We start from the raw sequence: 22,012 nt of genomic DNA, 5'->3' as shown, positions 1-22,012 counted from the left end.
CGCCCTCGCTCTGCCTCAGCCGGCGGTGACGCGGCCCTCGACGGCGGCCAGCGCGATGTCGGTGCGCCAGTGCGCGCCGGCCAGCCGGACGGCGGCCACCCGCTCGTAGGCGGCCTGCCGGGCGGCGGCCAGGTCCGGGCCGACCGCGGTGACCGCGAGCACCCGGCCGCCGGCGGAGTGGACCAGTCCGTCCGGGCCGACCACGGTGCCGGCGTGCAGCACGCCGTCGGCGTCGGCGCCGGTGACCGGGTCGCCGGTGCGCGGCCGCTCCGGGTAGCCCGACGCCGCGACGACCACGGTGACCGCGGCGCCGTCCCGCCAGCGCAGCGGCGGCTGCTCGGCCAGCGTGCCGGTGGCGGCGGCGTGCAGCAGCCCGGCCAGCGGGGTCTCCAGCAGCGGCAGCACAACCTGCGTCTCCGGGTCGCCGAACCGGGCGTTGAACTCCACCACCCGCACCCCGCGCGAGGTCAGCGCGAGCCCGGCGTACAGCAGGCCGCTGAAGGGCTCCCCGCGGCGCGCCATCTCGTCGACGGTCGGCTGCAGGACGGTGGCCAGCACGGTGTCGACCAGGTCGGCCGGCGCCCAGGGCAGCGGGGCGTAGGCGCCCATCCCGCCGGTGTTCGGGCCCTCGTCGCCGTCGTCGCGGCGCTTGTGGTCCTGCGCGGGCAGCAGCGGCACGACCGTCGTCCCGTCGGTCAGCGCGAACAGCGACACCTCCGGGCCGTCGAGGAACTCCTCGATCAGCACCGGGTGACCGGCGTCCAGGACGGCGTGGCCGTGCGCGACCGCCGCAGCCCGGTCGCTGGTGACAAGCACGCCCTTGCCGGCGGCCAGGCCGTCGTCCTTGACCACGTAGGGCGCGCCCGCCTCGTCCAGGGCGGTCTCCAGCTCGGCCGGGCCACCGACGGCCCAGAACCGCGCGGTCGGCACGCCGGCGGCGGTCATCACGTGCTTGGCGAACGCCTTGGAGCCCTCGATCTGCGCGGCCTGCTGCGACGGGCCGAAGCAGGCGGTGCCGGCGTCCCGGACGGCGTCCGCGACCCCGGCGACCAGCGGCACCTCCGGCCCGATGACGACCAGGTCGGCGCGGAAGTCGGCGGCCAGCGCGGTCACCGCCATCGGGTCGGCGGCGTCGACGGGGAAGGCCTGGGCGATGACCGCGGTGCCGGCGTTGCCGGGGGCGCAGGCCAGCGCCGTCACCTCGGGGTCGGACTGCAGAGCCACGCACAGGGCGTGCTCCCGGGCACCGGAGCCGATCACGAGGACGCGCACGGCCCGAACCTACCGACCGCGCGGGCGGTCAGCGGCGCGGGCGGCCGGGCCGGGCGCGCAGCTCGCGGGTCAGCGCCTTGACCCGGGCCTGCTCCGAGGCCCGGGCCCGCGCGTCGGCCCGCCGCTCCTGCCAGGCCGCCTCGGCCTGCAGCTTGCGCCAGGCGGTGAACCGGGCCGGGTCCAGCCGGCCCCGGTCGATGGCGGCGGCGACCGCGCAGCCGGGTTCGGTGCGGTGCGCGCAGTCCCGGAACCGGCAGTCGGCGGCGAGCTCGGTGACGTCGGCGTAGGTGCTGTCCAGGCCGTCGCCGCCGGGCAGCGCCAGCTCGCGCATGCCCGGGGTGTCGATCAGCAGCGCGCCGCCGGGCAGCAGGTGCAGCTCGCGGGCGGTGGTGGTGTGCCGGCCGCGGCCGTCCTCCCGGATCCCGGCGGTCGCCGCGACCGGCCGGCCGGCCAGCGCGTTCGCCAGGCTGGACTTGCCCACCCCGGACGGCCCGACCATCGCGGCGGTGCAGCCCGGTGTGAGCAGCGCCCGCAGCCGGTCCAGCCCCGCCCCGGTCACCGCGCTGACCGCGAGCACGTCGACCCCCACCGCGTCCTCGGCCACCTGGGCCACGGCGGCCGGCACGTCGGGGCAGACGTCGGCCTTGGTCAGGACGACGACCGGCGTCGCCCCGCTGGCCCAGGCGACCGCGAGGTACCGCTCGACGCGGCGCAGCCGGGCCTCCCCCACGAGGGAGTCGACGACCAGCACCAGGTCGACGTTGGCCGCGACCACCTGGGGCGCCGACCCGCGGCCGGCGGCCGTGCGCACGAAGGCGGTGCGCCGCGGCAGCACCCGGACGGCCAGCTCGCCGCGCACGGCCACCCAGTCGCCGACCGCCGGCGCCGCCGCGTCGTGCAGCCCGCCGCCGACCCGGACCCGCTGCTCACCGGTCGCGGTGAGCAGCGTGAGCAGGCCGCGGTCGACCCGGGCCACCCGCGCCACCTCGCACCCGGCAGGCACGTCAGGCGGCGCCGCGCCCGTCGGGACTGAGAGTTCACTCACAGGGGTGATGCTGGACTGCTGGTGAGGCAGCTGTCTTCCGATTTGTGGGCATGCGGACGGCGCGTGTTCACCACTCGGACGTGAGGGCCGGGTTCCCTGGAGTCATGCACGAGACCGGCCTGAAGGCCGTCGACTCGCCCCGCCGGGAGCGCACCCCGCTGGTCATCGGCCACCGGGGCGCCCCCAGCTACCGACCCGAGCACACCCTCGCCAGCTACGAGCTGGCCATCGAACTGGGTGCCGACCTGGTCGAGCCCGACCTCGTCGTGACCCGGGACGGCGAGCTCGTCGCCCGCCACGAGAACGAGCTGTCCCGCTCCACCGACGTCGCCGCCCACCCCGAGTTCGCCGGCCGCCGGCGCACCCAGGAGGTCGACGGCGAGGAGGTGACCGGCTGGTTCACCGAGGACTTCACCCTCGCCGAGCTGCGCACCCTGCGTGCCGTCGAGCGGATGCCCGGGGTGCGGCCGCTGAACACCGCCTACGACGGCCGGTTCGGCGTCCTCACGCTGGCCGAGATCGTCGACCTGGCCCGCCGCCGGTCCACCCCCGGGCACCCGGTGCGGGTCCAGGCCGAGCTCAAGCACCCCGGCTGGTTCGCCGCCCAGGGGCTGCCGATGACCGAGCTGCTCACCGCCGAGCTCGGCCGGCTGGACGCCCTGCGGTCCGACGGCCCCGTCGTCGTCATGGCCTTCGAGCCCGAGGCGCTCCGCCGGCTGCGCGCCGACCTCGGCAGCGGCGGGACCCGGCTGGTGCAGCTGGTCGAGGAGGAGGGCGTGCAGGACGCGCTGGTCACGCCGTCCGGGCTGCGCGAGATCTCCACCTACGCCGACGGCATCGCCCCGCACAAGGGCCGGATCCTGCTGCACGGCGCCGACGGCGCCCTGATCGGCGTCTCGGACCTCATCACCCAGGCACACCGCGCCGGGCTGACCGTCGAGCCGTGGACGCTGCGGCCGGAGAACGTGTTCCTGCCCAGCCACCTGCGCCGGGGAAGCGACCCCAGCGGCATCGGCGACGCGCAGACCGAGGCCCGCCTGCTGCTCGCGCTGGGCGTCGACGGCGTCATCACCGACGCCCCGGAGACCGCGCACCGGGCCCGCGCCGAGCTCACCGCCGAGGCGATGGCCCCGGTCCGCCCCCGCGTCTGACCCACCCCGCCTGGCCCGCCGCAGCTGGCCCTGCCCGCCAGCGTGGATCAGGTCCCCTGATCAGAAGCCGTCCTCCCGCAGCAACGCTGGTGAGGGAGGACGGCCGTTGATCAGGGGACCTGATCGAACGCCGACAGCGGCGGACCGTCAGCCGAGGAGGTCGTTCAGGACGACGTTCTCGTCGCGGCCCGGGCCGACGCCGATCACGCTCACCCGCGCTCCGGAGAGCTCCTCGAGCCGGCGGACGTAGGCCTGCGCGTTGGCCGGCAGGTCCTCGAAGCGGCGGCACCCGGTGATGTCCTCGAACCAGCCGGGCATCTCCTCGTAGACCGGCGTGGCGTGGTGGAAGTCGGTCTGCGTCATCGGCATCTCGTCGTGCCGGACGCCGTCGACCTCGTAGGCCACGCAGATCGGCACCGTCTCCAGGCCGGAGAGCACGTCGAGCTTGGTGAGGAAGAAGTCGGTGATGCCGTTGACCCGGCTGGCGTAGCGGGCGACGACGGCGTCGAACCAGCCGCAGCGCCGGTCCCGGCCGGTGGTCACGCCGACCTCGCCGCCGTGCTTGCGCAGGTACTCGCCCCACTGGTCGTGCAGCTCGGTCGGGAACGGGCCGGAGCCCACCCGCGTCGTGTACGCCTTGAGGATGCCGACGACCCGCTCGATCCGGGTGGGGCCGACGCCGGCGCCGACGGCCGCGCCACCGGCGGTCGGGTTGGACGACGTCACGAACGGATAGGTGCCGTGGTCGACGTCGAGCAGGGTGCCCTGCGAGCCCTCCAGGAGCACCCACTCGCCGGCGTCCAGCGCCTTGCCCAGCAGCAGCCGGGTGTCGACGATCCGGTGCTTGAGCGCCTCGGCGTAGCCGGCGTACTCCTCGACCACCTCGTCCACGTCGATCGCCTTGCGGTTGTAGACCTTGACCAGGACCTGGTTCTTCTCCTGCAGCGTGCCCTCGAGCTTCTGCCGCAGGATCGACAGGTCCAGCAGGTCCTGCACCCGGATGCCGGTGCGGGCGACCTTGTCGCCGTACGCCGGGCCGATGCCGCGACCGGTGGTGCCGATCTTCCGCTTGCCCAGGAAGCGCTCGGTCACCCGGTCCAGGGCGCGGTGGTGCGGCATGATCAGGTGCGCGTCCGAGGAGATGACCAGGCGCGAGGTGTCCACGCCCCGCTCCTCGAGGCCGGCGAGCTCCCCGATCAGCACCTCGGGGTCGATGACGACGCCGTTGCCGATGACCGGCGTGCAGCCCGGGGTCAGGATGCCGCTGGGGATCAGGTGCAGGGCGTAGCGCTCGCCGTCCGGGGTGATGACGGTGTGCCCGGCGTTGTTGCCGCCCTGGTACCGGACGACGTACGGCACCCGGCCACCCAGCAGGTCGGTCGCCTTGCCCTTGCCCTCGTCGCCCCACTGGGCGCCGATCAGCACGACTGCGGGCATGGGGTGGGTCTCCTCGTTCGTCGCACCGGCAGGTCCCGGCTGGCCAGGTGGCAGGGTATCGGCATGCCCGCGGTACAGCTCGACCTGCGCGGTCTGGCGGCCACCCAGCCCCCGTCGCGCCGGCACGTCGCCTCCGTCGTGGACGACGCCGAGGAGGTGCACGTGCTCGGCCCGGTGCCCGCCCTGGCCGCGGTCCTCGCGCGGCTGTGGCGCCGGGACCGGCTGCCGGCCGTGCCGGTGAGCTGGGGGCCGGCCGAGGACCCCGCCTCGACGGGGCTGGCCCGGTCGCTGGGGCTGGGCACCGGCACCGAGCGGGAGCTGCCGCTGGTCCGCGACGACCACGGCGGGGTGCTGCTGGCGTCGGGCCGCGTGACGGCCTTCGGCGAGCAGCGCCGGGTGCTCGGCCGCCGGTTCGGCGCCCAGGCCTACTGCGACGACGCCCGGCTGGCCAACGGCCCGATCGCCCGCATCGACGTGCGGCCGGACTGGACGGCGACCGACCGCGTCGCCGTCACCGTGGTCACCGTGCCGCTGCGGACGCCGGCACGGGCCACCGGGCGCGCGCTGCAGCTGGCCTGCGAACCGGCCCAGGTGGTGTCCGACGGCGTGCCGTTCGACCGCGAGGTGACCCGGTGGACCTGGTACGCCGACGACCGGGTGCGCTGGCGGCTGCGGCCCTGACGCCACGGCCCCGGCCCGCCACCGGGGCCCACCGCGACGCCGGCATCGTGGACACTGGGAGGACGCTGCCGCTCCAGGAGGTCTCGCTGTCGTCGCCCCGTCGCCCGCCCGTCCCCGGCCGGGCGTGCCGGCGATGAGCTCCGCGCGGCTCCCCACCCTCGGCCCACCGGCCCCCGCCGTCTCCGCCGCGGGCGGTCGCCGGCTGCTGCACCGGCTGCTCGCCCGGCCGAGCGTCGGCGCGCTGTTCGGCGTCCTCAGCGTCGGCCTGTTCTTCACCCTGCAGGCCCCCGGGCTGCTCAGCGCCGGCGGCCTGGCCACCGTGCTGGACATCGCCGCGCCGCTGGGCATCGGTGGGGTCGCCGTCGGCCTGCTGCTGGTCGCGGGGCAGTTCGACCTGTCCATCGGCGTGGTCGCGGTGGGCAGCTCGCTGGTGGCCGCGCTGCTGGTGACCGAGGCGGGGCTCGGCATCTGGCCGTCCCTGGTGCTCTCCCTGGCCGCGGCCCTGCTGGTCGGTGCGGTCAACGGGCTGCTCGTGGTCACCACCGGGCTGCCCAGCTTCCTGGTCACGCTGGCCACCTTCCTGGTGCTGCAGGGCAGCACGCTCGCCGTGACGCCGGCCGTCGCCGGCTCCTCCCGGGTGTCCGGGCTGGCCGAGGCGTCGGGCTGGGACTCGGCGCTGGCGGTGTTCGGGTCGACGGCGCAGCTCGGCGACGGCCGGTTCCGCGTCTCGCTGCTGTGGTGGGTGGCGGCGACCGCGGTGGCCAGCTGGCTGCTGTGGCGCACCCGGTTCGGCAACGCGGTGTTCAGCAGCGGCGGCGCGCCGCAGGCGGCCCGCGAGCTCGGCGTCCCGGTGGCCCGCACCACCGTGCTGCTGTTCCTGGGCACCGCCGCGGCCGGCTGGCTGATCGGCACGCTCTCGCTCGTCCGGCTCGGCGGCGTGCAGGTCGACCCGGCGCTGGGCGCGGAGATCGAGTTCATCGTCGTCGCGGTGATCGGCGGCTGCCTGCTCACCGGCGGCTACGGGTCGACCTACGGCGCGGCCCTCGGCGCCCTGCTCTACGGCATCGCGCGGGAGGGCATCGCGCTGTCCGGCTGGGACCCGCGCTGGTTCCAGGCCTTCCTGGGCGGGTGCCTGCTGGTCGCCCTGCTGGCCAACGGAGTCGTCCGGCGCCGGCTGCGGGCGGTGCCGCGGTGGTGAGCGACCCCGTCCCGGACGGCGCCGCGGTGGTGGGCGACCCCGCGCCGGACGACTCCGCCGAGCAGGGTGGGGCCACGGCCGCCCCGCCGCCGGTGCTCGAGCTGCGCGGGGTGACGGTCCGCTTCGGCAGCGAGCCCGCGCTCTCCCGGGTGTCGCTGGCGCTGCGGGCCGGCGAGGTGACCTGCGTGCTCGGCGAGAACGGCTCGGGGAAGTCGACGCTGGTCGCGGTGGTGTCCGGCCTGCAGCGGCCGGCGGAGGGCGAGCTGCTCGTCGACGGCCGGCCGGTCCGGTTCCGGTCGCCCCAGCAGGCCCGCGCCCGCGGCATCGCCACCATCTGGCAGGACCTGGCGGTCGCCCCGCTGATGTCGGTGTGGCGCAACTTCTTCCTCGGCGCGGAGCCCACCCGGGGCGCCTGGCCCGTCCGCCGGCTCGACGTCGGCCGGGCCGAGGAGACCACCGTCCGGGAGATGGCCCGGGTCGGCGTGACCGGCATCGACCCCGGCCAGCCGGCGAGCGCGCTGCAGGCCGGCGAGCGGCAGAGCCTGGCGATCGCCCGGGCGCTGCACTTCGGCGCCCGGGTGCTGGTGATCGACGAGCCGACCGCGCCGATGACGGTCGCCCAGCGGGCGCTGGTGCTGCAGTCGGTGGAGGCCGCTCGGAGCGCCGGGCTGGCGGTGCTGTTCGTGACGCACAGCCCGCAGTACGCCCACCTGGTCGGCGACCGGTTCGTGCTGCTGGGTGGCGGCCGCGTCGCCGGCGACCTCACCCGGGACGACGTCGAGGTCGACGACCTGACCCGGCTCGTGGCCGGCGGGGACGAGCTGTCGCTGCTCACCCGGGGCCTGCGGGCGGCCCACCCCGACCGCTGACGCGCACGGGGTGGGCCGTCGTTCAGTTGAAGACGCTGACCCCGCCCGGGCCGACCAGCAGCCCGACGACGATCAGCACGATGCCCCACAGCAGCTGCTTGCGGAGGATCGCGAAGATTCCCGCGACCACCAGCACGACAGCCAGGATCCACAGCAACGTGACCATGACCCTGCCCCTCTCCTCGAGGCGACACCTGAGGTGGCGTCGACCGGAGGTGGACGCTATCCCCACCTCCGGCCGACGTCACGTCGGAAGATCAATTCGTTACCGGGGGCCGATCCCGCTGGTCACGCGGCCAGTGACGGGTCGCAGTCGCGCAGCAGCTGGGTGCAGCGCTCCTGCTCGTCGACCTCGCCGATGGCCTCGGCCGCCTTGGCCAGCACGGTGACGCAGCGCAGGAAACCCTGGTTGGGCTGGTGCGACCACGGGACCGGGCCGTAGCCCTTCCAACCGTTGCGGCGCAGCGCGTCCAGGCCGCGGTGGTAGCCGGTGCGGGCGTAGGCGTAGGCCTCGATGGTGCGGCCGCCGGTCAGCGCGGCCTCGGCCAGGGCGGCCCAGGCCGCGCTGGACGTCGGGTTCGCCGCCGCCACCTCGGCAGGGTCGGTGCCGGCGGCCAGGGCGTCGTCGGCGGCCGGGATGCCCGGCAGCAGGGTGGCCGGCGGCTCGCCCAGCAGGTTGTGGGAGTGCGTCATGTCAGCCCGCCTGCGACTGGCCGGCGGACAGCAGGTCCTGGCAGGCCTGCACGACGCGGTCGGCCATGTTCGCCTCGGCCAGCTTCATGTAGGTGCGCGGGTCGTAGGTCTTCTTGACCCCGACCTCCCCGTCGACCTTGAGCACGCCGTCGTAGTTGCTGAACATGTGCCCGGCGATCGCGCGGGTCAGCGCGTACTGGGTGTCGGTGTCGACGTTCATCTTCACCACGCCGTAGGAGATCGCCTCGCGGATGTCCGAGAGGTCCGAGCCGGAGCCACCGTGGAACACCAGGTTGAACGGCTTGGCCCCCTCGCCGAGGCCGAACTGCTCGGCGACCACGGCCTGGCCGCGCTCGAGGACGTCGGGGCGCAGCTTGACGTTGCCGGGCTTGTAGACGCCGTGCACGTTGCCGAAGGTCGCGGCCAGCAGGTAGACGCCCTTCTCGCCGAGCCCGAGCGCCTCCGCGGTGCGCACGAAGTCGCCGTCCGCCGTGTAGAGCTTCTCGTTGATCTCGTGGGCGACGCCGTCCTCCTCGCCGCCGACGACGCCGATCTCCACCTCGAGGACGATCTTCGCGGCGGCGCACTTCTCGATGAGCTCCTGGGCGATCTCCAGGTTCTCGGTGAGCTCGACCGCCGAGCCGTCCCACATGTGCGACTGGAACAGCGGCGCCTGGCCGGCGTCGACCCGGTCCTGGGAGAGCGCGATGAGCGGGCGGACGTAGCTGTCCAGCTTGTCCTTGGGGCAGTGGTCGGTGTGCAGCGCGACGTTGACCGGGTACCGCTCGGCGACCACGTGGGTGAACTCCGCCAGCGCCACGGCGCCGGTGACCATGTCCTTGACCCGGGTGCCGGAGCCGAACTCCGCACCGCCGGTGGAGAACTGGATGATCCCGTCACTGCCGGCGTCGGCGAAGCCGCGCAGCGCGGCGTTGACCGTCTCGGACGAGGTGCAGTTGATCGCCGGGTAGGCGAAACCGCCCTCCTTCGCCCGGCTGATCATGTCGGCGTAGACCTCGGGGGTCGCGATGGGCATGCGGTGCTCTCCTGACGTCGGGACCAGCGGCTCTGCTCGCGGTCAGTATCGCGCCAACCTCCGGCCCCGCTGCAGGGGCCCGCGCCGCGCGCAGCGTGGCGTGGGGGGCAGCGGGGTCCTTCATCAGCCCTGCTCGGTGCGGCTGACCCGGCGGGCGGCCACCACCACCGCGTCGTAGGTCGGGGAGAACGGTGGGGCGTAGGACAGGTCGCTGCCGGCGAGGTCCTCGGCGGTCATCCCCGCCCAGATGGCGGTGGCCAGCACGTCGATCCGCTTGCCGGCGCCCGGGCCGCCGACCACCTGGGCGCCCAGCAGCTGCCCGGACCCCCGCTCGGTGACCAGCTTGACCGCCAGCTGCTCGGCCCCCGGGTAGTAGCCGGCCCGGGTGGTGCTCTCGATGGTGTCGGCCCGGTAGGCGAAGCCGGCCTGCTCGGCCTGGGTGGTGCACAGCCCGGTGCGGGCGACCTCCAGGTCCCCGACCTTGGTCAGCGCGGTGCCCAGCACCCCGGCGAACCGCGCCGGCCGGCCGCCGACGACCGAGCCGGCCACCCGGCCCTGCCTGTTGGCGTGGGTGCCCAGCGCCACGTGGGCGACCTCGCCGGTGACCCGGTGGAACGTCTGCGCGCAGTCGCCGGCGGCGAACACCTCCGGGTGGTCCCGGCAGCGCTGGCTGCGGTCGACGTCGACCGCCCCGGTCGGGCCGAGAGCGAGCCCGGCGTCGGCGGCCAGCCTCGCCTCCGGCCCCATGCCCAGCCCCAGGACGACGAGGTCGGCGTCGTAGCGGCCGGCGTCGGTGCGCACGCCGCACGCCCGGCCCGCCTCGTCGACCAGCACCTCGCGGACGGCCTGGTCGGTGTGCACGGTCATGCCCATCGCGGTCATCGCCGCGCAGACCCGCTCGCCCATGTCGGCGTCCAGCAGCTGCATGGGCAGCGGGTCGGCCAGCACGACGGTCACCTCCAGCCCGCGGCGCTGCAGGGCCTCGGCCATCTCCAGCCCGATGTAGCCCCCGCCCAGCACCAGCCCGCGCATCGGCCGGTCCCGCGGGCCGGCGTCGATCGCGGCCCGGATCGCCGCGCCGTCGTCCAGCCGGTGCACGCCGTACACGCCGGGGGCGTCCAGGCCGGGGATCGGCGGGCGGGTGGGGCGGCCCCCGGTGGCCACCACGAGCCGGTCGTAGCCCAGCCGCTCACCGTCCGCGGTGAGCACGTGGCCGGCGGCCAGGTCGATCGCCTCGGCCCGGGTGCCCAGGCGCACGGTGATGTCCTGCGCGGCGAACTCCGCCGGGGTGCGCGCGATGAGGTCGTCCCGCCCGCCGACCTGCCCGCCGACCCAGTACGGGATGCCACACGCGGAGTAGGAGACGTCCCGGCCCTGCTCGAGGACGACGACCTCCAGGTCACCGGCGTCCCGCAGGCGGCGGGCCTGGGCCGCCGCCGACATCCCGGCCGCGTCCCCGCCGACCACCACCAGCCGTTCGCTCATGACCGGCAGCCTGCCACCGTCGGCAGGCTCAGGTCCCCGGCAGCCGGCTGACGGCGGCCAGGTCGCCGACCGCGGCACGGCGGAACATCTTCCCGGGGTTGAGGACCCCGGCCGGGTCGAGGGCGTGCTTGACCGCCTGGTGCACCGACAGCGACACCGGGCCGATCTCCCGCTCCAGCCAGCCGGCCTTCAGCGTGCCCACGCCGTGCTCGCCGGTGATCGTGCCGCCGAGGGACAGGCCGAGCTCGAGGATGGCGTCGAAGGCGGCGAAGGCCCGGGAGCGCTGGTCGGGGTCGGCGCCGTCGAAGACCACGGTGGGGTGCATGTTGCCGTCGCCTGCGTGCCCGACCACGCCGATGACCAGCCCCGACGTGGCGGCGATGGCGTCGCAGCCGTCGATGAAGGTGGCCACCCGGGACCGCGGGACGGCGACGTCGTCGAGCAGCAGGCTGCTGCCCAGCCGCTCCAGGGCCGGCAGCGCCATCCGCCGGGCGGTCATCAGCAGGTCGCCCTCGGCCGGATCGTCGGTGGAGTGGACGAAGTCGGCGCCGGCGGCCTCGCACAGCCGGGTGAGCGCGGCGATCTCCGCGGCCGCCACCTCGCCCCCGCTGTCGGACTGGGCCAGCAGCAGCGCCGCGGCGTCGCGGTCCAGGTCGGCCTTCATCAGGTCGTCGACGGCGCGGATGCAGGTGCGGTCCATCACCTCGAGCATGCTGGGCACCAGCCCGCTGGTGACCACCTGCTCCACGACCTGACCGGTCTGCGCGCTGGTGCCGAAGCTGGCGACCAGGGTGACCGGCGGCTGCGGCGCGGGGCGCAGCGCCAGCGTGGCCTCGGTGATCACCCCGAGCGTGCCCTCGGAGCCGACGAACAGCCGGGCCAGGTCGTAGCCGGCCACGCCCTTGACGGTGCGCCGGCCGGTGCGCAGCACCCGCCCGTCGGCGAGCACGACCTCCAGGCCGAGCACGTAGTCGGTGGTGACGCCGTACTTCACGCAGCACAGGCCGCCGGAGTTCATCGCGATGTTGCCGCCGAGGGTGCACCAGTCGTAGCTGGCCGGGTCCGGCGGGTAGAACAGCGCGTGCTCCCGGACGGCGTCCCGCAGCGTCTTGTTCACCACCCCGGGCTGGACGACGGCCAGCCGATCGGCCGCGGAGACCTCCAGGACGGCGTCCATCCGGGTGAGCACCAGGGTGATGCCGCCGTCGACGGCGTTGGCCGCGCCGACCAGCCCGGAGCCCGCACCGCGGGGCACCACCGGGACGCCGTGCCGGGAGGCCAGCCGCAGCACCGCGGCGACCTCCTCGGTGCTGCGCGGCAGCGCCACCGCGGCGGGCAACCCGGCCTCGGCGAGCATCGCCTGGTCGCGGGCGTAGGCGGCGGTGACGTCGGGATCGGTGAGCACGCTGTCCGGGCCCAGGGCGTCCTGGAGCTCGCGGACCCACGTCGTCGTGAGGGCGGTCACCCCCCGACCGTACGTCCCTCGGCCCCTGCCCGTCCGGCCCTCTCGCAGGGGGCCGCCGCGAGCGTGCGAGCGGTGGGGGGCGAGGGGGTCCTTCAGGCGAGGTCGAGGTCGGCGAGGTCGAACGCCGCCCGGTACTCGAACCCGGCGGCCTCGACGGCGGCCCGCCCGCCGCGGTCGACGATGACGGCGATGCCGACCACCTCGGCACCGGCCTCCTGCAGTGCCTCGGCCGCGGTGAGCGGGCTGCCCCCGGTGGTCGACACGTCCTCGACGACCAGCACCGTGCGGCCGGCGACGTCCGGGCCCTCGATCCGGCGCTGCAGCCCGTGCGCCTTGCCGGCCTTGCGGACGACGCAGGCGTCGAGGAAGCCGGCCCCGTCGGAGGCGGCGTGCAGCATCGCGGTCGCGACCGGGTCGGCGCCGAGGGTGAGGCCGCCGACCACGTCGTAGCGCAGGTCGCCGGTGAGCTGGCGCATCACCCGGCCGACCAGCGGGGCGCCCTCGTGGTGCAGCGTCAGCCGGCGCATGTCGATGTACCAGTCGGCCTCGCGTCCCGAGGACAGCGTGACCTTCCCGTGCACCACGGCGAGCGAGACGATGAGCTCGCGCAGCCGGTCGCGGTCGGGGTGGGCCGGGCCTGCAGCGTCCATGGGCAGGACCCTACTGAGCCGCCGGCCCGGGCTCAGCCGGCCGGGGTGAGCACCTGGTCGACCACGTAGACGGTCGCGTTGACGGTGGGCACGTCGCCGCAGAGCACCGTGCCGGCCGCCGCACCGGCCACGGTCTGCTCGGCCGCGACCGTGGGGGCGTCCGGCGGTCCGGACACGGTCACGGTGTCGCCGTTGAGCGTGGTGTGCTCCCCCACCAGCTCGTCGGGGGCCAGCCGGCCGTTGACCACGTGGTGGGTGAGCAGGGCGGTGAGCCGGGGGGCGTCGGCGAACAGCGCGGGCAGCGCATCGGGCCCGAGCGCGTCGAACGCGGCGTTGGAGGGCGCCAGCACGGTCACCTCGGGCCGGGTGTTCAGCACGTCGACGAGGTTGGCGGCGAGGACCGCCTGGGTGAGCGTGCTCAGGTCCGGCACGCTGCTGACCGCCAGTCCCGCGGGGGCGGCGGCGACCGCGGCCAGGCTGCCGACGCCCTCGGCGGGGAAGATGCCGCAGCCGGGGCCGAATGGTCCCGTGGTCCCCGGGGTGGCGGTGGTGCCGGCGTCCGCGCTGGTCGGCGCGCTGCTCGCGGCGGCGTCGGTCGCACCGTCGTCGTCGGAGCTGCAGGACGTCAGGCCGGCGAGCAGCACCGGGACAGCGGCCGCGACGGCGAGACGGGCGGTGGCGTGGGACAGCCGGGCGGCCTTCACGGTGGGGTCCTCCTGCTCCGGTGGGGGCGGTGCGCTGCGGGCGAGCATGGCATCCGCACGCCCCGCCGCCCGGCGCAACCGCAGGTGCCGGGCGGGTCGTGCCAGGCTGGCCGGGTGAGCGACGAACCGGCTGCCCCCTCCGCGCGCGCCATGCCGACGTCGGCCCGGGTGTCGGTCGGCGTCCTCGCCGCGCTCGCGGCGCTGCTGCTGCTCAGCTCGCTGCTGACCGCCCTCGCCTGGGACGCGGTGGTCGACGCGATCGTCGACGCGCAGACCGACCCGGACCGCGCGGAGGCGGCCACCGTCGTGCGGCTCAACCTGGTGCAGTCGGTCGTCTTCGGGCTGCTGACCGCGGTGTCCGCGGTCTTCCTCGCCCGCCGCCGCAGCTGGGCGCGGTGGACCGGGCTGGTCGCCGCCGGGCTGCTGGGGCTGATCACGCTGGGCGCGACGCTGCTGACCGGCGGCATCGCGGTGACCTCGATGCTGGTGCTGGTGCTCTGCGCCGCGGCGGTCACCAGCCTGCTCGCCCGCACGACGGCTGCGTGGGCCCAGGGGGGCGCACGCAGCCGCAGCGCGGGCTGAGCCGTCGGTCAGCGGCGGAGCTGCCGCTGGCTCTCCGCCCGGTACCACTCGTTGGACGGCTTGAGCGCGAGCAGCACGATGCCGGCGATCACCAGCAGCAGCTGGACCACGCCGAGGAACGCCAGCAGGCCGTTGCCGTTGCCCAGCCCGAACAGGCCGGACAGCACGCTCAGCCCGCCGAGGACCCAGAGCACGATCCGCGCCCAGTTGCGGCCCTTCCACGCGAACCACAGCACCAGCAGGTACAGGGCCAGGAAGACCAGGCCGATGAAGGCGCCGACCAGCAGGCCGGCTCGGACGTCGTCGGTGGCCACGCCGGCGTCGCGGGCGGCGTCGGCGACCAGCGAGTCGAGGTCGGCGAAGGTGACGATCGAGGCGAGCAGGCCCAGCACGGTGTTGGCCAGGAACGCGAAGATGCCGTTGCGCACCGTCGCCGGCCGTGCGGTCGGCGCCGCCGGCGGGGCACCCCAGTCGCCGCCCTGCGGCGCTGCCGGGTACGGGTTCGCGCCGGCCTGGCCGTACCCGGGCTGCTGGCCGTACGCGGGCTGGCCGTACCCCGGCTGCTGCCCGTAGCCGGGCTGCTGGCCGTAGCCGGGCTGGCCGTACTGGCCCTGCTGGCCCTGCTGGCCGGGCTGGCCCGACGGGTCGGGCTGCTGGCCGTAGCCGGGCTGCTGTCCGTAGCCGGGCTGGCCGTACGGGGGCTGGCCCGGCTGACCGGAGGGCGGCTGCTGTCCGTAGCCACCCTGCTGCGGGTCCTGCGGTCCTGACGTCATGACGCTCCTCGACTCACCTCGTCGTGCGGACGGTCATGATCATCCGGCATCGAGCGGGCCGGGGCACCCGGGGACACCCCGGACGGGTGCCCCGGACCGGCCACCCAGTCCCGGCTGTCCGGGTGCAGCAGCAGCCCCAGGACGACGGCCTGCCAGACCACCGGGACGACGTCGAGCGGCGACACCGGTCCGGTCAGCCACGGGGCGAGCACCCCGACGGCGGTGCTGACCACGAGCAGCTGCCAGGCGCCGCGCCGGTGGGCCGCGAAGGCCTCGACGAGGGCGCGGCAGGCCGTGGCGCACCCGGCCAGCAGCCCGGACACCAGGAGCACCCGCGGCGAGCCGACGAAGACCACGGCGACCAGCGTCCAGGCCGCGGCGCACGCGAGCAGCGCCGCCGACAGCCGGCCGAGGGCGATGACCCAGCGGGCGGCCGAGATGCGGGCCGGTCGGTCGTCCATCGTCGTCGTCCTCCGTCCTGCCCGGCACCCGGTGCGCCCGGCGGAGAGGCGACCGTAGGGCGGATCGGCCCACCCGCGCGGGCGCCGTCCACAGGCCCGGGACGCGGCAGCGCCCGCCGTCCGGGGTGCGGACGGCGGGCGCTGGGGAGGGCGGCGGGACCGGTCAGCCGGCGCGGTCGGCCCGGGTGACGCGGAGCCCGGCGTCGGGCTCGGAGACGTCGGTCGGCCAGTCGACGACGACCTCGTCGCCGTCCCGGACCTCACCGGACAGCAGCGCCCGGGCGAGCTGGTCCCCGATCGCGGACTGCACCAGCCGGCGGAGCGGGCGGGCGCCGTAGACCGGGTCGAAGCCGTTGAGCGCCAGCCACTCCCGGGCCGCGTCGGTGACCCGCAGGGTGAGCCGGCGCGCGGCCAGCCGCCGGGCGAGCACGCCGACCTGGATGTCGACGATGCCGGCCAGCTCGTCCGAGCCCAACGCGCGGAAGGTGACGACGTCGTCGAGCCGGTTGAGGAACTCCGGCTTGAAGTGGCCGCGGACGATGTCCTGCACCGCGCTGCGCTTGCGGTCCTCCGGGATCGACTGGTCGGCGATGACCTGCGAGCCCAGGTTGGAGGTCAGCACCAGGATCACGTTGCGGAAGTCGACGGTGCGGCCCTGGCCGTCGGTCAGCCGGCCGTCGTCGAGCACCTGCAGCAGCACGTCGAAGACGTCCGGGTGCCCCTTCTCCACCTCGTCGAGCAGCACCACCGTGTAGGGACGGCGCCGCACGGCCTCGGTGAGCTGGCCACCGGCCTCGTAGCCGACGTAGCCGGGCGGGGCACCGACCAGCCGGGCCACCGAGTGCTTCTCGGAGTACTCGCTCATGTCGATGCGGACCATCGCCCGCTCGTCGTCGAAGAGGAAGTCGGCCAGCGCCTTGGCCAGCTCGGTCTTGCCGACCCCGGTGGGGCCCAGGAACAGGAACGACCCGGTCGGGCGGTCGGGGTCGGAGACGCCGGAGCGGGCCCGGCGGACGGCGTCGGCCACGGCGCGGACCGCCTCGGGCTGGCCGACGACCCGCTTCGCGAGCTCGTCCTCCATCCGCAGCAGCTTCTGCGTCTCGCCCTCCAGCAGCCGGCCGGCCGGGATGCCGGTCCAGGCCTGGACGACCTCGGCGATGTCGTCGGGGCCGACCTCCTCCTTGAGCATCGACTCGCGCCCGGCGGCCGAGGCCTCGGCCGCGGTCAGCTCGCGCTCCAGCTGGGGCAGCCGGCCGTACCGGAGCTCGGCGACGTGCGCCAGGTCGCCGTCCCGCTCGGCCCGCTCGGCCTCCAGGCGCAGCCGCTCGAGCTCCTCCTTGACCTGCTGGATCCGGCCGATGGCGTTCTTGTCCTGCTGCCAGCGCGCGGTCAGCTCGTCGAGCGCCTGCCGCCGGTCGGCCAGGTCGGTGCGCAGCGTGGCCAGCCGGGCCTGGGAGGCGGGGTCCTCCTCCTTGGCCAGCGCCATCTCCTCGATCTCCAGCCGGCGGACCACCCGCTCCACCTCGTCCACCTCGACCGGGCGGCTGTCGATCTCCATCCGCAGCCGGCTGGCGGCCTCGTCGACGAGGTCGATCGCCTTGTCGGGCAGGAAGCGCGCGGTGACGTAGCGGTCGGACAGGGTGGCGGCGGCGACGATCGCGGCGTCGGTGATCCGGACGCCGTGGTGCACCTCGTACCGCTCCTTGAGCCCGCGCAGGATGCCGATGGTGTCCTCGACCGACGGCTCGCCGACGTAGACCTGCTGGAAGCGGCGCTCGAGGGCCGGGTCCTTCTCGATGTGCTCGCGGAACTCGTCGAGGGTGGTGGCCCCGACCATCCGCAGCTCACCGCGGGCCAGCATCGGCTTGATCATGTTGCCGGCGTCCATCGCGGAGTCGCCGCTCGCACCGGCGCCGACGATGGTGTGCAGCTCGTCGATGAAGGTGACGACCTGCCCCTCGGCGTCGGTAATCTCCTGGAGCACGGCCTTGAGCCGCTCCTCGAACTCGCCGCGGTACTTGGCGCCGGCGACCATCGAGCCCAGGTCCAGCGCCATCAGCCGCTTGCCCTTGAGGCTCTCCGGCACGTCGCCGGCGACGATCCGCTGGGCCAGGCCCTCGACGATCGCGGTCTTGCCGACGCCGGGCTCGCCGATGAGCACCGGGTTGTTCTTGGTCCGGCGGGACAGCACCTGCACGACGCGGCGGATCTCGGTGTCCCGGCCGATGACCGGGTCCATCTTCCCCTCGCGGGCCCGCGCGGTGAGGTCGACGGCGTACTTCTCCAGCGCCTGGAAGGTGTTCTCCGGGTCCGGGGTGGTGACCTTGCGGTTGCCGCGCACCGTGCGGAAGGCCGACAGCAGGGCGTCCCGGGTGGCGCCGGAGCTGGTGAGCACCGCGCCGGCCTCGCCGCCGGCGGTGGCCAGCCCGACGAGCAGGTGCTCGGTGGAGACGTACTCGTCGCCCAGCGCGCCGGCCTGCTCGCTGGCGGCGTTGATGACCTGGAGGAGCTCCCGGGACGGCGCGGGGGCCGGGACGGTCGACCCGCTGACGCTGGGCAGCCGGCGCAGCGCGGCATCGGCCTTGGCGCGCACGTCGGCGGGGTCGGCGCCGGTCGCCTGCAGCAGCGGGCCGGCGATGCCGTCGGCCTGCTCGAGCAGCGAGACCAGCAGGTGCAGGGGCTCGAGGGCGGCCTGGCCACGCTCGACGGCGAGCCGCTGGGCTGCCGTCACGGCCTCCTGCGAACGGGTGGTGAGCTTGCTCTGCGCCATGGTCGGTGCGGGTGTCCTCTCCTGTGATGCCGGACTCTTCTGATGGTCCAACGGAGCAGGAGTTGAGTCTGTTCCACTCAACCCGCCGGCGTCCAGTGCAGCCCGGCGCAGGGGTCGGCTACGGTCACTCTCCGGTACCGATCGGCAACGAGACGGACGACACGGCGGCCCGCAGTCGAGTGGCGCCCTATCCTCATGGCATGACGGACACCCCGTCGCCGAGCGTGGCACTCGACGACCAGCTGTGCTTTGCCCTCTACGCGGCCTCCCGCGCGGTCACCGCCCGCTACCGGCCGATGCTGGACGAACTGGGCGTCACCTATCCGCAGTACCTCGTGCTCATGCTGCTGTGGGAGGAGGACGGGCAGACGGTCGGCCAGCTCGGCCAGCGCCTGGCCCTGGACTCCGGCACCCTGTCCCCGCTGCTCAAGCGGCTCACCGCCGCCGGCCTGGTCACCCGGCACCGCCGCGCCGACGACGAGCGCTCGGTCTCGGTGCGGCTGACCGAGGAGGGCCGCGCGCTGCAGGAGCCCGCCTGCGACATCTCCGCCAACATGATCTCGGCGCTGGACCTGGACCGCGAGCAGTTCGCCGACCTCAAGGGCCAGCTGCGCACCATCACCGAGCGCGTGACCGCGCCCCGCCAGGAGACCGCCGCCCGCTGACCGGACGCCGGGTGGCGGGAACACCGCCGCCGGGCAACGGTTGTCCAGGCCAGGTCCGGTCACCGACCGTGTCGCACCCGCGGCACGGCGGCCCGGCCGACGGAGGAGGTCCGATGCCCACCCGCACCGCACGCACCGCCTGGAACGGCTCCCTGCAGGAGGGCTCCGGCCAGGTCGAGCTGTCCAGCTCGAAGGTCGGCACGTTCGACGTCAGCTTCCCCAAGCGGGCCGCCGACGAGGCCGGGGGCACCACCAGCCCCGAGGAGCTCATCGCGGCGGCGCACTCGTCCTGCTACGCCATGGCGCTGTCCAGCGAGATCGGCAAGGCCGGGGGCACCACCGAGTCCCTCGAGGTCACCGCCGAGGTCACGCTGGGCCAGCAGGACGGCGCCCCGACGATCACCGGGATCGCGCTGACCGTCCGCGGTGAGGTCGGCGGGCTCGACGCCGGCGGCTTCGAGAAGGCCGCCCAGGCCGCCAAGGCCGGCTGCCCGGTCAGCAAGGCGCTCGCCGCCGTGGACATCACGCTGGACGCCTCGCTCGTCTCCTGAGCCCCCGCACGACGAAGGCCCGCCTCCCTGACCGGGAGGCGGGCCTTCGTCGTCGTCGTGCCGGCGGCTCAGCTCGCGGCGTGCCGGCCGCTGGTGGCGAGCTCGCCGTCCACCGCGACCGTGCTGCTGGCGCGGGTCTCGGCCCGCAGCTGCTCGTCGCCGGACGACGTCCGCAGCGCGACCTCGCGGATGAACAGGATGGCGACGATCGTGATGATCGACAGCAGCGCTGAGACGAGGAAGATCCGCCCGGTCGCGTCGCCGTAGGACACCTGGATCAGCGCCCGGACCGGAGCCGGCGCGTCGGCCAGCGAGGCCAGCCCGACGTCACCGGAGCCGGCGGCCGCGGCGGCACCCGGGATGTCGGCCAGCCCGGACTGGATGAGCGTGCCGACCCGGGAGGAGAGCACCGCGCCCAGCACCGAGACGCCGATCGTGCCGCCGAGGCTGCGGAAGAAGGCGACCGCGGAGCTGGCGGCGCCCAGGTCGGTGGCGGCCACGGTGTTCTGCACGGCCAGCACCAGGTTCTGCATGGTCATGCCGATGCCGGTCCCGAGCACCGCGAGGAAGACGCCCAGCAGCACCATGTTCGTCGCGTGGTCGATCGTCGCCAGCAGCCCGAAGCCGAGGGCCACCAGCAGCGAGCCCGCCACCAGGTAGCGCTTCCAGAGGCCGGTGCGGGTGATCAGGATGCCGGAGACGGTGGAGGAGACCAGCAGGCCGCCGACCATCGGGATGGTGAGCAGGCCGGCCGCGGTGGGCGAGTAGCCGCGGGAGATCTGCAGGTACTGGCCGAGGAAGACCGTCGAGCCGAACATGGCCACACCGATCGCGACGCTGGCGATGATGGCGAGCGTCGTGGTGCGGTCGCGGAACAGCCGCAGCGGGACGATCGGCTCCTTGGCGCGCAGCTCGGTGACGATGAACGCGGCGATGGCCAGCACGCCGCCGCCGACGAACAGCCCGGTCTCCAGCGACAGCCAGCCGAAGCTGCCCCCGGCGAGGGTGACCCAGATGAGCAGGGCGGAGACGCCGGCGGTGAGGAAGGCCGCGCCCAGGTAGTCGATCGAGACGTCGCGCTTGGTCACCGGCAGGTGCAGCGTGCGCTGCAGCAGCACCAGCGCGGCCACCGCGAACGGGACGCCCACGTAGAAGCACCAGCGCCAGCCGAGCCAGCTGGTGTCGACCAGCACGCCACCGATCAGCGGACCGCCGACGGTCGCCACGGCCATGACCCCGCCGAGCAGGCCGGAGTACCGGCCGCGCTCCCGCGGGCTGATCATCGCGGCCATCGCGATCTGCACGAGCGCCTGCAGCCCGCCGAGGCCGAGGCCCTGCAGCACGCGCCAGCCGATCAGCGTGGGCACCGACTGGGACAGCCCGGCCAGCATCGAGCCGACGATGAAGACCACGATCGCGATCTGGATCAGCAGCTTCTTGCTGAACAGGTCCGAGAGCTTGCCCCAGATCGGGGTCGACGCGGTCGAGGCCAGCAGGGTCGCGGTGACCACCCAGGTGTACTGGCTCTGGGAGCCCCGCAGGTCGGTGATGATCGTGGGCAGCGCGTTGGAGACGACGGTCGAGGACAGGAACGCGACGAACATCGCCAGCAACATCCCCGACAGGGCGGACAGGATCTGCCGGTGCGTCATCCCTCCCTGCTGCTCGGCCGGGGCGACCGACGCGGGGTCGGCGACGGTGCCCGCCGCGGGGCCCGCGACGGCCCGGGTGGGGGTGGACGTGCTCATGGACGGTTCTCCTGGCGAGTGGGACGAGTGGGGGCGGGCGGGCGCGGACGACGTCATCCGGGCACCACCTGGGGGCGGCCGCGGGGGCGGCCGGCGGTCTCCAGACCGTCGGCCAGCTTCTCCAGCAGCACCGTGAACCGGCGGGCGTCGTCCTCGGACCAGTCGGCCAGCGCCTCGGCCGCCCACTGGCCGCGCACCGCGCGGGTGTGGGCGAGCGCCCCGGCACCGGCGGGGCTCAGCGTGATGAGGCTGGCCCGGCCGTCGAGCGGGTCCGGACGGCGGTGCACGTAGCCGGCCCGTTCCAGCGTGGCGACCTGGCGGCTGACCACCGAGACGTCGACGCCGGCCCGGGCGGCCAGCGCGCTGCAGCGGAGGTCGCCGTCACGCTCGAGCGGGACGAGCAGCGCCCAGCCGAAGGACGGCAGGTCGCCGTAGAGGTCGGTGGCGACGCGGTGGCCGAGCTGCCGCGTCGTGCGCACCAGGTGCGCGACGCCCGCGGTGAGCCGCTCCGCGGTCGCCGGGGTGAGCTGCACGTCGTCCTCCGAGGCTGGATCCGGACGACGGGACGCCCGGTACATGTAGACAGCAACCATCTTGCACCGCTTGGTTGCTGTATGCAACGGGACGCGCGCGTGACGTCGGTCGCGCTCCAGGGGACGGTCCAGCTGACCCGGTCCACCGCCGTCCTCCCGCACGAAAGGCCGTCCCCCCGCACCGGCGTCGGTGCGGGGGGACGGCCTTCGATCAGGGGACCTGATCCACGCCGAGGGCGGCGG

The 22,012-nt window shown here is 75.0% G+C and carries 22 protein-coding genes; 7 read left to right on the top strand and 15 right to left on the bottom strand.

Annotated elements, in window-relative coordinates:
* Positions 1–15 precede the first annotated feature (15 nt).
* Together purD and rsgA are read right to left on the bottom strand one after the other, a co-directional pair.
* A complete protein-coding gene (gene purD / locus HL054_RS12585) occupies positions 16–1,272 on the bottom strand; it encodes a phosphoribosylamine--glycine ligase (protein WP_369139355.1) in 1,257 nt (418 codons plus the stop codon).
* 28 nt (positions 1,273–1,300) lie between these two features.
* The gene (rsgA, locus tag HL054_RS12580; protein WP_369139354.1) at positions 1,301–2,248 is read right to left on the bottom strand and encodes a ribosome small subunit-dependent GTPase A; all 948 of its coding nucleotides are present in this window, start codon (positions 2,246–2,248) and stop codon (positions 1,301–1,303) included.
* Positions 2,249–2,421: 173 nt separating this feature from the next.
* Here rsgA and HL054_RS12575 point away from each other — a divergent pair, with 173 nt between their 5' ends.
* The gene (locus HL054_RS12575; protein WP_369139353.1) at positions 2,422–3,468 is read left to right on the top strand and encodes a glycerophosphodiester phosphodiesterase family protein; all 1,047 of its coding nucleotides are present in this window, start codon (positions 2,422–2,424) and stop codon (positions 3,466–3,468) included.
* A 147-nt stretch (positions 3,469–3,615) separates the two neighbouring features.
* On the opposite strand, the gene HL054_RS12570 is transcribed toward HL054_RS12575, so the two are convergent.
* Positions 3,616–4,905 (bottom strand): adenylosuccinate synthase, encoded by a 1,290-nt coding sequence (locus HL054_RS12570; protein WP_369139352.1) that lies wholly within the window; start codon positions 4,903–4,905, stop codon positions 3,616–3,618.
* Positions 4,906–4,968: 63 nt separating this feature from the next.
* Here HL054_RS12570 and HL054_RS12565 point away from each other — a divergent pair, with 63 nt between their 5' ends.
* The 3 genes from HL054_RS12565 (at position 4,969) to HL054_RS12555 (ending at position 7,653) form a co-directional block, all read left to right on the top strand.
* Positions 4,969–5,586 carry a hypothetical protein gene (locus HL054_RS12565; RefSeq protein ID WP_369139351.1) on the top strand — a complete coding sequence of 206 codons (618 nt, stop codon included), beginning with the start codon at positions 4,969–4,971 and terminating at the stop codon, positions 5,584–5,586.
* A gap of 133 nt (positions 5,587–5,719) precedes the next feature.
* Positions 5,720–6,784 (top strand): ABC transporter permease, encoded by a 1,065-nt coding sequence (locus tag HL054_RS12560; protein WP_369139350.1) that lies wholly within the window; start codon positions 5,720–5,722, stop codon positions 6,782–6,784.
* On the top strand, positions 6,781–7,653 hold the full coding sequence (locus tag HL054_RS12555) for an ATP-binding cassette domain-containing protein (RefSeq protein ID WP_369139349.1): 873 nt from the start codon (positions 6,781–6,783) through the stop codon (positions 7,651–7,653). The genes HL054_RS12560 and HL054_RS12555 overlap by 4 nt, the downstream gene beginning before the upstream one ends.
* 22 nt (positions 7,654–7,675) lie before the next feature.
* Here the strand turns inward: HL054_RS12555 and HL054_RS12550 are convergent, their stop codons facing one another.
* The 7 genes from HL054_RS12550 to HL054_RS12520 form a co-directional block, all read right to left on the bottom strand.
* On the bottom strand, positions 7,676–7,819 hold the full coding sequence (locus tag HL054_RS12550) for a GPGG-motif small membrane protein (protein WP_369139348.1): 144 nt from the start codon (positions 7,817–7,819) through the stop codon (positions 7,676–7,678).
* Positions 7,820–7,941: 122 nt separating this feature from the next.
* The gene (locus HL054_RS12545; protein ID WP_369139347.1) at positions 7,942–8,346 is read right to left on the bottom strand and encodes a DUF3151 domain-containing protein; all 405 of its coding nucleotides are present in this window, start codon (positions 8,344–8,346) and stop codon (positions 7,942–7,944) included.
* A gap of 1 nt (position 8,347) precedes the next feature.
* The gene (gene fbaA, locus HL054_RS12540; RefSeq protein WP_369139346.1) at positions 8,348–9,382 is read right to left on the bottom strand and encodes a class II fructose-bisphosphate aldolase; all 1,035 of its coding nucleotides are present in this window, start codon (positions 9,380–9,382) and stop codon (positions 8,348–8,350) included.
* A gap of 123 nt (positions 9,383–9,505) precedes the next feature.
* Positions 9,506–10,867: an FAD-dependent oxidoreductase gene (locus tag HL054_RS12535; RefSeq protein WP_369139345.1), complete on the bottom strand. Its 1,362-nt coding sequence runs from the start codon at positions 10,865–10,867 to the stop codon at positions 9,506–9,508.
* Between the two features lie 28 nt (positions 10,868–10,895).
* On the bottom strand, positions 10,896–12,332 hold the full coding sequence (locus HL054_RS12530; protein WP_369139344.1) for an FAD-binding oxidoreductase: 1,437 nt from the start codon (positions 12,330–12,332) through the stop codon (positions 10,896–10,898).
* 92 nt (positions 12,333–12,424) lie between these two features.
* Entirely contained in the window at positions 12,425–12,982 is a 558-nt protein-coding gene (gene pyrE / locus HL054_RS12525) for an orotate phosphoribosyltransferase (protein ID WP_369139343.1), read from the bottom strand.
* A gap of 32 nt (positions 12,983–13,014) precedes the next feature.
* Entirely contained in the window at positions 13,015–13,734 is a 720-nt protein-coding gene (locus HL054_RS12520) for a fasciclin domain-containing protein (protein WP_369139342.1), read from the bottom strand.
* 66 nt (positions 13,735–13,800) lie between these two features.
* Here HL054_RS12520 and HL054_RS12515 point away from each other — a divergent pair, with 66 nt between their 5' ends.
* Positions 13,801–14,268 carry a hypothetical protein gene (locus HL054_RS12515; RefSeq protein WP_369139341.1) on the top strand — a complete coding sequence of 156 codons (468 nt, stop codon included), beginning with the start codon at positions 13,801–13,803 and terminating at the stop codon, positions 14,266–14,268.
* 8 nt (positions 14,269–14,276) lie between these two features.
* Here HL054_RS12515 and HL054_RS12510 read toward each other — a convergent pair whose 3' ends face one another.
* From HL054_RS12510 to clpB, 3 genes are all read right to left on the bottom strand, one after another.
* Positions 14,277–15,041: a hypothetical protein gene (locus HL054_RS12510; RefSeq protein WP_369139340.1), complete on the bottom strand. Its 765-nt coding sequence runs from the start codon at positions 15,039–15,041 to the stop codon at positions 14,277–14,279.
* A complete protein-coding gene (locus HL054_RS12505; protein WP_369139339.1) occupies positions 15,038–15,502 on the bottom strand; it encodes a hypothetical protein in 465 nt (154 codons plus the stop codon). Before HL054_RS12505 ends, HL054_RS12510 begins: the two co-directional genes overlap by 4 nt.
* Positions 15,503–15,665: 163 nt before the next feature.
* Positions 15,666–18,272, bottom strand: coding sequence for an ATP-dependent chaperone ClpB (gene clpB, locus HL054_RS12500; protein WP_369139338.1), 2,607 nt, complete (start codon positions 18,270–18,272; stop codon positions 15,666–15,668).
* Positions 18,273–18,472: 200 nt separating this feature from the next.
* Between clpB and HL054_RS12495 the strand changes: the two genes are divergently transcribed.
* Positions 18,473–18,937, top strand: a complete 465-nt coding sequence (locus HL054_RS12495; protein WP_369139337.1) for a MarR family winged helix-turn-helix transcriptional regulator — start codon at positions 18,473–18,475, stop codon at positions 18,935–18,937.
* 113 nt (positions 18,938–19,050) lie between these two features.
* Positions 19,051–19,488, top strand: a complete 438-nt coding sequence (locus HL054_RS12490; RefSeq protein WP_369139336.1) for an OsmC family protein — start codon at positions 19,051–19,053, stop codon at positions 19,486–19,488.
* Between the two features lie 68 nt (positions 19,489–19,556).
* Here HL054_RS12490 and HL054_RS12485 read toward each other — a convergent pair whose 3' ends face one another.
* Positions 19,557–21,236: an MFS transporter gene (locus HL054_RS12485; RefSeq protein ID WP_369139335.1), complete on the bottom strand. Its 1,680-nt coding sequence runs from the start codon at positions 21,234–21,236 to the stop codon at positions 19,557–19,559.
* A 53-nt stretch (positions 21,237–21,289) separates the two neighbouring features.
* The gene (locus tag HL054_RS12480) at positions 21,290–21,769 is read right to left on the bottom strand and encodes a MarR family winged helix-turn-helix transcriptional regulator (RefSeq protein ID WP_369139334.1); all 480 of its coding nucleotides are present in this window, start codon (positions 21,767–21,769) and stop codon (positions 21,290–21,292) included.
* Between the last annotated feature and the right edge of the window lie 243 nt (positions 21,770–22,012).

It is taken from the genome of Modestobacter versicolor, from assembly GCF_041028285.1.
In the GTDB taxonomy this organism is placed as follows: Bacteria; Actinomycetota; Actinomycetes; order Mycobacteriales; family Geodermatophilaceae; genus Modestobacter; species Modestobacter versicolor_A.
Note: the sequence above shows the minus strand (reverse complement) of the source record. Positions and strands in the feature narration are given on the sequence as shown.

Coding starts and splice junctions, on each gene's coding strand:
- HL054_RS12490 (WP_369139336.1), top strand. CDS start 19,051: ATGCCCACCCGCACCGCACGCACCGCCTGGAACGGCTCCCTGCAGGAG.
- HL054_RS12495 (WP_369139337.1), top strand. CDS start 18,473: ATGACGGACACCCCGTCGCCGAGCGTGGCACTCGACGACCAGCTGTGC.
- HL054_RS12535 (WP_369139345.1), bottom strand. CDS start 10,867: ATGAGCGAACGGCTGGTGGTGGTCGGCGGGGACGCGGCCGGGATGTCG.
- fbaA (WP_369139346.1), bottom strand. CDS start 9,382: ATGCCCATCGCGACCCCCGAGGTCTACGCCGACATGATCAGCCGGGCG.
- pyrE (WP_369139343.1), bottom strand. CDS start 12,982: ATGGACGCTGCAGGCCCGGCCCACCCCGACCGCGACCGGCTGCGCGAG.
- HL054_RS12510 (WP_369139340.1), bottom strand. CDS start 15,041: ATGACGTCAGGACCGCAGGACCCGCAGCAGGGTGGCTACGGACAGCAG.
- HL054_RS12505 (WP_369139339.1), bottom strand. CDS start 15,502: ATGGACGACCGACCGGCCCGCATCTCGGCCGCCCGCTGGGTCATCGCC.
- HL054_RS12560 (WP_369139350.1), top strand. CDS start 5,720: ATGAGCTCCGCGCGGCTCCCCACCCTCGGCCCACCGGCCCCCGCCGTC.
- HL054_RS12545 (WP_369139347.1), bottom strand. CDS start 8,346: ATGACGCACTCCCACAACCTGCTGGGCGAGCCGCCGGCCACCCTGCTG.
- HL054_RS12565 (WP_369139351.1), top strand. CDS start 4,969: ATGCCCGCGGTACAGCTCGACCTGCGCGGTCTGGCGGCCACCCAGCCC.
- HL054_RS12520 (WP_369139342.1), bottom strand. CDS start 13,734: ATGCTCGCCCGCAGCGCACCGCCCCCACCGGAGCAGGAGGACCCCACC.
- HL054_RS12550 (WP_369139348.1), bottom strand. CDS start 7,819: ATGGTCACGTTGCTGTGGATCCTGGCTGTCGTGCTGGTGGTCGCGGGA.
- HL054_RS12570 (WP_369139352.1), bottom strand. CDS start 4,905: ATGCCCGCAGTCGTGCTGATCGGCGCCCAGTGGGGCGACGAGGGCAAG.
- clpB (WP_369139338.1), bottom strand. CDS start 18,272: ATGGCGCAGAGCAAGCTCACCACCCGTTCGCAGGAGGCCGTGACGGCA.
- HL054_RS12575 (WP_369139353.1), top strand. CDS start 2,422: ATGCACGAGACCGGCCTGAAGGCCGTCGACTCGCCCCGCCGGGAGCGC.
- HL054_RS12485 (WP_369139335.1), bottom strand. CDS start 21,236: ATGAGCACGTCCACCCCCACCCGGGCCGTCGCGGGCCCCGCGGCGGGC.